6 protein-coding genes and 1 pseudogene are annotated in these 7,566 nt (G+C 58.2%); all 7 read right to left on the reverse strand.

Annotated elements, in window-relative coordinates:
* Positions 1-59: 59 nt before the first annotated feature.
* Positions 60-191 carry a putative transporter small subunit gene (locus RWT78_RS26195; RefSeq protein WP_003941363.1) on the reverse strand — a complete coding sequence of 44 codons (132 nt, stop codon included), beginning with the start codon at positions 189-191 and terminating at the stop codon, positions 60-62.
* Between the two features lie 27 nt (positions 192-218).
* Positions 219-1,871: a sodium:solute symporter family protein gene (locus RWT78_RS26200; protein WP_232508927.1), complete on the reverse strand. Its 1,653-nt coding sequence runs from the start codon at positions 1,869-1,871 to the stop codon at positions 219-221.
* A gap of 388 nt (positions 1,872-2,259) precedes the next feature.
* Complete coding sequence (locus tag RWT78_RS26205) at positions 2,260-3,558, reverse strand: plasmid pRiA4b ORF-3 family protein (protein ID WP_314681943.1); 1,299 nt, start codon at positions 3,556-3,558, stop codon at positions 2,260-2,262.
* Between the two features lie 640 nt (positions 3,559-4,198).
* A pseudogene (locus RWT78_RS26210) lies at positions 4,199-4,408 on the reverse strand (integrase core domain-containing protein); the annotation flags it as partial.
* A gap of 255 nt (positions 4,409-4,663) precedes the next feature.
* Positions 4,664-6,664: a hypothetical protein gene (locus RWT78_RS26215; RefSeq protein WP_314681937.1), complete on the reverse strand. Its 2,001-nt coding sequence runs from the start codon at positions 6,662-6,664 to the stop codon at positions 4,664-4,666.
* On the reverse strand, positions 6,661-7,185 hold the full coding sequence (gene dpdK / locus RWT78_RS26220) for a phospholipase D-like domain-containing protein DpdK (protein WP_314681939.1): 525 nt from the start codon (positions 7,183-7,185) through the stop codon (positions 6,661-6,663). Before dpdK ends, RWT78_RS26215 begins: the two co-directional genes overlap by 4 nt.
* A partial coding sequence (locus RWT78_RS26225; RefSeq protein ID WP_314681941.1) for a hypothetical protein occupies positions 7,182-7,566 on the reverse strand: 385 nt, incomplete at its 5' end. The genes dpdK and RWT78_RS26225, both read right to left, overlap by 4 nt.

Raw genomic sequence — 7,566 nt, forward strand, 5'->3', positions numbered from 1 at the left:
GTCCGACGCAATATGATCGCCGCCACCGACAAGAAGTCCGTCGGTGGCGGCGTGAAGAGTTAGACCAGATCCTCACCGTTGCGGCGAGCAGTTGCCCAGTCCTTGAAGAATCCCTTGCTGATAACTCCCAGCACGACCAAGACCAACGCCGGCCAGATCAGAACGTAAATGGTCAGTAGAGCAGTACTCATCCGTAGCCCTTCCACTTGTCTCGAAAGTTACTTTCCGGACGCTCCCACGGCAGGAAGCTCGTCATCGTCGAAGTCTCCCGTCCGCTGCTTGATGAGTTCGAAATCGAACGTCTCACGCTGATTGACGGACATCGCAAAGCACACGACGGTACTGACGGCATAGGCCACCAAAGAACCGCTGAGCGTTGGGTAGTCGTGCAGGAAGCCGATTGCGAACGGTGCGGACAGCACGATCGCCAGGCCACCGACGATCTGCGCAGCCTTCAGACCGAAGAATCCAAATACCATGAGCCCCAGCACCACTCCGATACCGACAACGGCAACGATGTCGGAGAAGATCCCGAACATCCCATCCATCGGCACCCAACTGAATCGGACGGGCAAGAAGGCAGCAAGCGCCACCAGCACCGACACAGTGAAGGCTTTGTTGGTGACCTTTCCCCAATAGAAGCTCGCGATAACCGGGAACACCAAAGCGCCCCACAGCGCGCCGACGAACACCAACAGATCAAGAATGCTCAGTTGCAGACTTGCCAAGGAGATAGCCGCCGCCGTGGCAACTATCATCGTTACTCGGCCGATGAGCAGCATCCGTCGAGGGTTCGCATTGGCCTTGCCTGCGACGGCTTGGCCGTAAACGTCGGTCATCACGATGGACGAGAGCGCAGCAAGGTCCGAGTCTGCCGTCGATGACAGCGCGCCGATGATCATGACAAAGAAGACGGCCAGCAAAATTCCGGGCAGGTACGACGCGGCCATCTGCGGAATCAGGTTGTTGACGTCACCATCCATCGGCTCGATTCCGAGGTACAGAGCGAGAACACCCAGCATTCCGACACCGATGACCGTTGCGCCATATCCCACGGTTGCGGTGATGAAGGTGGGCTTGATCAGGTCTTCGCGGACCGCGAACAGACGTTGGGCAATGGTCTGGTTGCCGATTGCGTAGGCAAGAACTGCCGCGATGTACGGCGCGCCCTGCTCGAAGAAGGCAACGCTCGAGAAGAAGTTGCCCTGCTCAGCAGTAAGGTTGCCTGCCCCGGATTCGAAGGCTGCCGGGAACCCCGCCGCAAAGAAGATGAACGGCACCAAAACCGCTACCGCACCGAGCATTCCGATCAGCTGAACGAAGTCGGTCAAGACCGAAGCGCGGAAGCCCGACCACAGCGTGTACAGCAAAACGCCCAGCGCAACGATGAACACACCCTGGATGAAGTTGAACGGCGAAAGCAATGCGATCAGCAGACCACCGGCGAGGAAGTTCGACATCAAACTGATGAGACTGCCGACGATATTGGAGCCCGCGAGCATCAGCTGACTCGAGCGTCCGTGCCGCGCGTACATGACCTCAGCCAGTGTGTGGGCTTTCGGCGCTACTTTGCGAATTCGCTGGCCAAACGGATAAATGAAGAGAATCATCAACGCGCCCCATAAACCGTAGTGAATGGGGCCGGAGATTCCGTAGGTGTAGCCAGAAGTGGCAGATGCGTACATCGACGACGCCCAAATCCAGGTGGCCGTCATACTCGCGGCCGAAACACCAAATCCTAACTTGTTTCCGGCGGTCATAAAACCGTCGGCATTTTCCTGCTTCTTACCAATACGAAGAGAAATCAGAAATGTTCCACCATAAAAAGCAACAAGCAGTGAAACAATTACCAAGGTACTGAACTGGACCATGTCGGACCCCGTCACATGCCACATCCTTCGCACATAATCGGCAGAACAAAGCACAAAACCCCTGTTCAGGATCTTTGCGCTTCGTTTCTGCACGCCCTAGGAGCGACCGTCATACCAACACCGGTCACATATTCAATTGACTAGCAACACGCACTTCGTCTTTTCGGAAACCCAACCTCCACAAAATAAATCTTCTGCGCAAGCTTTTGGCTCGACCACGCAATTCAACAACTGAGAATCGACCATAGCATGATGGCAATTTCGAACAAAAACTCCGATATTTTCCCACCCGAAAATATTCACGTTTCCGCCGCAGTAAAATCGTGCGCTTCCAGCGCATATAACAACTCCGCATCGATTGAAATCGATGCTCGATTCGACCGCTCAGCTACTTCGACAGGACCATCCTGGCAAACCGTCGGCCCCACTCGGGATCGGCGGAAACATGCTCGTCCAGCGGATTGGAGACAATCGCCCCGATCATTCGCAGGTACACGAGAGTGTCTCGCACCATCCACGTCCAATCGTCGTCGCCGAGGCGGGTTCCGTCTGTTGTCGACCAACCCAATGCCGTGAGGCCTTCGATCATCACTTCACTACGTTCGGACTCCGACAAGCCGGCAGCCAACGTAAGGAACAGAATTCGGCCGGCTTCCTGCGCCAACTCACCTTTTCCCAACGGCATGGCCGTCACGATGTGACGCCACAGCTCGCCTTCATATGCAAGCACTGACGCGCCGAGACGAGTCAGAAGCAATGTGCCTCGGAGTTTCCGGACAAATCGCAGTGTCTTTGCGACTTCAACGAGAACTGCCAATTGCGAGCCGCTCCCTGCCGTGACACCGATCCACTCACTGTCCCAATCGAGTTCGTCTCGGGCAGACGCAACAAGGTCGGGAGGCAGTGACCCGAACGCCGTCAAAACAATCCCACCACCTCGCGCGGAGTTCAGCAGCCACAGCAGTTGACGGGTTGCTCCTTCACGCATCACCTCGAAGTAGTTGTCGTATCCGCCACGAAGCTCCGATTTGGCAACTGCGGCAAACAGTTTCGGTGCGGAATGAACCGACAGGCGGCGCAAGAACTTCTCGAACAGCGAGCTTCCCACAGGCGGTGACTTATGCAATGCCACTGCAATGGTGACCGCTGCATTGGACTCTGCGGGAACAAAACGTTCGGGATCGAACAGTCCATTACTCGCCTGCCCTTTCAGGAACTCGCGATACCCGATCGGACCGCCAGAATCCTCCGGCGGGCACGCCCTCGCACCGTCAAGACAGGATGGCTCAGAAATCGGCTGGTCTTCGACAATCTGCTCGAGAACCAACATGTGACTCCACCTTGCGCGGGCGTTGTACTCATAACGGACGTACTCCCCGACCGCGGTAACTGCCTCGTCGATCCGGACTTCGTCCTCACCAAACTCGTCTTCCTGGTATCCGTCGCGCTCGATCACCTCTGGCGCGATATACCGATCTGGGCCATTGTCCGTTGAATGATGGACACTCACCCACTGATGAGCGTGTTGATCTCCCCATCCCATCACCGCCTGCACAATCGAATGAAGCTGGTCCAGTTCGATATTCGACGGAACCGAAAACCGCCTCCAAATAGGCGGCGTGATGCAATCGATTTCGATCCGCATGACAAAGTTCGCCGCCGCCGGCCGTCGACGCTGATTCCGCATCTGCCTCGGCGTAAGGACCTTCATCTGGCTTTGCGCCGCTTGATATGCAGCTACCAAACGCAGATGTGAAGCTCGCCGAACTCTCTGACCCGTCATGCATGGAGGCTAGATCTACCTACCGACAGCCGAGATACTCACTGCCACAAGGTTGCCCGATTTGTCGGGGCTCGCACGACGTCGTTGGTCGGCTGTCAAGTCCAGATCAACACGGACCTACCCAGGCATCTTTGATCATCCACTGCGCGGACAATAGTGTGCGCCGATTACGTCTACGTGACAGTTGCGGTTGACGGCCCTCAGATCAACGTCAGGTCCTCGGTCCTGACGGTTTGCATGCCTCAATCTGCGTGATTAAATGCACAATCGAGGCGCACCTTCGCTGAGTTCTTCAGTCCAATCTAGACCGCACGCCAGTTGATGTGCCCCAATTTTCACGGTGCCGCGATAGTTAACTTCAGGCTGCGGGTTTGACGTTGGACGTGGACGTTCTCGAACTCGATCGGCGTCAGGTCCCGAGAGCGCTATGCAGAGACTGGCGGTTACGGAAGGTCTCAAGGTGTTCGAACATCGTATTGAATCACACCGGAGTTTCCGGAGACTTTGATGTGCCGCGAGTTTCGTGGAGTCGTCCTATTTGACTTCAGGCTACGGGTTGACGTGTGAAGTGTACGTTCTCGAGCTCGATCGGTGTCAGCATCCCGAGCGTACTGTGCCGACGTTGGCAATTGTGGAAGATCTTGAGGTGCTCGAACATGGCGTTGGCCAGTTCGACCCTCGTTTTCCATCGCTTCCGATCCAAGAGTTCGGTTTGCATTCTGCCCCAGGAAGATTCGATCACGGCGTGGTCATAGCAATCGCCGGTCGACCTCTCTCGGGTGCATCAATGCCTGATGTAAAACAAACGAACTCCGGAAAAATCGGGGTACATCATCTCCGGCCTCGCCGGTGCGATTCAGTTGGCCTGGTCCTGCGATCTTGAGAAGTCCGGTCACGGGATTGGAAGTCAACAACTGAGGCACCCGGGTAGGGCTGGACACCGTAGTCGACACGACCTCGTGCCGATAGCCGGGGGTAACGATGAGTCGGGCAGGCTTGCACATCCTGTTCACGCCAATAATTCACCAACTCCGCACTCAACTGCTCGCATCATAGAGGCTGATCCAGACCCATCTGCGTATCGGATGACTCCCTTGCTGGCATTCTCGGTGATGAATCCGGTCGCAGCGTGTGCGGCGCGCCGGGTTGCCATGACGATCAGGTCGGCATTGCGTGAGTGTTGGCGCAGCGCGGGATTTCCGACCTTGTCGGACGAAATGTGGACAAGACTTGAGGGCCATTGCAAAGCTACTGCTTTCTGCACGCGCGCAAGGCAACCTGTGTCGAGGCTGTAGAGGAGGATATGTACGCGTCCAGTGATAATGCCGGACTCTTCGGAAACCGTCGATTCTTCGTCGTCCCAGGCCAAAGTGAGGCCGACGTCGTTCGCGACGAGCGAAGCCAGACGTCTTAGTGCAGGAGATAATCTGTGTCGCAGGTGATTCAGTGGTGCGACCAGAGCAGCGACGAAGGCTTCGCGCTCGTCAGGATCAGCGTTGGGGCCCAACGCGACCACATCCGCAATATCCAATACTCGAGGGGCTGCGCTGGCCGCGACCCATTGAGGCGCATACGACCGTAGATCAGAAAGCATGTCGCTGTACGGGCCGCCGGCCGGCGACGCACGTAGGAAGATCTCAAGCAGAGCGCAGATTGCGCCCAGGTCATTGGGTCCGAAACGTTCCGCAACCATGTACTGGCGCAGCAGTGCTGCAGCTGTCTTCATCGCCGGGTGGTTCAGATCGTCGGCCTCGAGGAAGGCCGCGACGCCGGAAATCAATCCGTCGGTGGCGATCTGTGGCAGATCGTCAATCGCATCGGCGAGTTTCGCATCGTCCATCCATGCTGGTGTCCAGCCGGTGGAGTCCTCGAAGCTCAGTTCTGGCGATTGCGCTGTCGCTAGTCCATGCACCCAGGCAAGCCAGGAGTCAACGACCGAGGATTGGTCCTCGAATTCGACTCTCACCGATTCGTCCTCGGTGCCAACGTCAACCGCCGTGGCATCGATCTCGGCCTCGGTCGCTGCAATGTCGTCATCAGGACTGGGACTGGTAGGCGCCGTGTCGGGAAGTAAGATGCTCAGGACATCTGGACTGATCGCCGCAGTCGCGGCCAGAACCGTCGCCAATGCCATGTCGCCACGCGCGGCGGCGACGAGTCCGCCCACCGTTGCCGCATCGCGGTCGCTGCAGATGGCCAGACGGCCGTCCACGAGCATTGCCACATCGGGTTGGGCTTCTCGCACGGTGTCGACGGCGTCAGCCAGGTTCGCGGTCGTCAGTGGAAGATTTAGGGTGGTTCGCGCCCAGGCGCCAAGCACTGCTTCGCGAACCGCCGATGGCGGTTCGGAGTAGACGATTGTGGGCAAGGCCCCATGCGCGAGGACGGCACGATCCTGTCCCAGACGAGCCAATCGCCGGATCTGTAGGTACGCCATATTCTCGTGGGAGATTCCTCCGAAAGCTTCGATCTCCGACAGAAGAGTTGCTGAGGTCTCGGCGGACCCGTTGGCAAGGGCGAGTTCAAACTCGCGCAGCATCCTGCCGGTGGGGCGTACCCGTGTGGGTACCCTCAACGGCTGGCCGCGCAGAGAGCTAACTATGCGCTTCATTGCGTTGTATGCGGGTATCGCCGTGTCTGGCGTTGGTCGCAAGACGAAGGTTGTGCCTGGTCCCACGAGTTCGAGGATTGATGCCTCAATCGGATCGTGGCGGTTGAGGTGAGCGACGCGTCCGTCGAACGGGCACCAGTTGTGGGCGACCGCGGCTTCGACCAGCGGACGCACACGGCCGGCGTGACCGGTGTCCCAGCACACGACGTAATAGACCGCAACTGGCCAGGATTGCTCGCGACGGGGCAGCACCACCGGGCACTCGTCTCGCGTGGTCAGGGCCTCGAGGAAAGGCGCTATCGATGCTGCTGCCCGGTGCTGCTGATCCCTCTTCGGCCAGACGGTGTTAGGCGGTGAGAAGAACCGGGACAGGAACTGCTCTGGATGTGGTTGCGTCATGATTGCCCGCCGAGCCACCGCGTGCGAACGTCGAGTCGTTGGCGGGCTGCGTTGGCGGCCCCGACTTCAAAGTCGAGTGCTTCTTCGTTTCGCTGGGTTCCGTGCCATGTGAAGTTCATCGAGCCTTTAAGAACCCACTTCCATCCGATCATGATCTTTTCGTGGAGGTCGTCGCTGGAATACAAGTGCAGGTTCTCGCTGACGCACATTCGACGCAATCGGTGGATGAAGGCGTCGTTGTGCGGATCGGTGCGAACGGCGACGTGTAGTTGGGTTCCGCGCTGGGTCAGAAGCGCGAAGACCTCGCTAAGGCTCAGGGAGGATCGTGCCTCTGTGCCCACAACTGGATCGAACTGGTGGATCGAGTTGTCGATGACGGTGATGTCCGATACCCAACCCGTGACAAGCCAGAACTCTTCGCTGGGCTGGAGCAGTTCGGACACGAGGGCAGCGGTGAGGACGTCGCCGATGGCGAGTCCGCTTCGGGGACGGGTCCGAACTGTTCGTGTGACGTTGTTCATTGCAGTTCCTCTGCGAGCGAGAGAACAGCGCGAACCATTCCTCGCCGGTGGTGGATTCCGGTTACTCGCCCGTACACCCGCAGTCCATTGTGTTCGGCAGCGGTGACGATGGCCTGTCGAATGCACTCGGCCAGTACATCCTTGTGGCGATAGGGTGCAGCGAGGACGACACGGCCATCGGTCTCGATGGACTGCGTGTACTCCACGAGCCACCCGGGTTGTGTGACGTCCACGGTGGCGCTTTTGTCCCGGACGAGGTCGTCAAGCGCGAGGCGTTCTACCACGGCGTTGTCGCGGTAGGGATGCCAATGTTCGAGTCGGCGCAATCGAGCTTGTGGCCCTCGCAACCAGAGGAGTGAGAACGCCGAGTCTGTCGTGAGG

It is taken from the genome of uncultured Rhodococcus sp. (genome assembly GCF_963525155.1).
Lineage (GTDB): Bacteria > Actinomycetota > Actinomycetes > Mycobacteriales > Mycobacteriaceae > Rhodococcus_F > Rhodococcus_F qingshengii.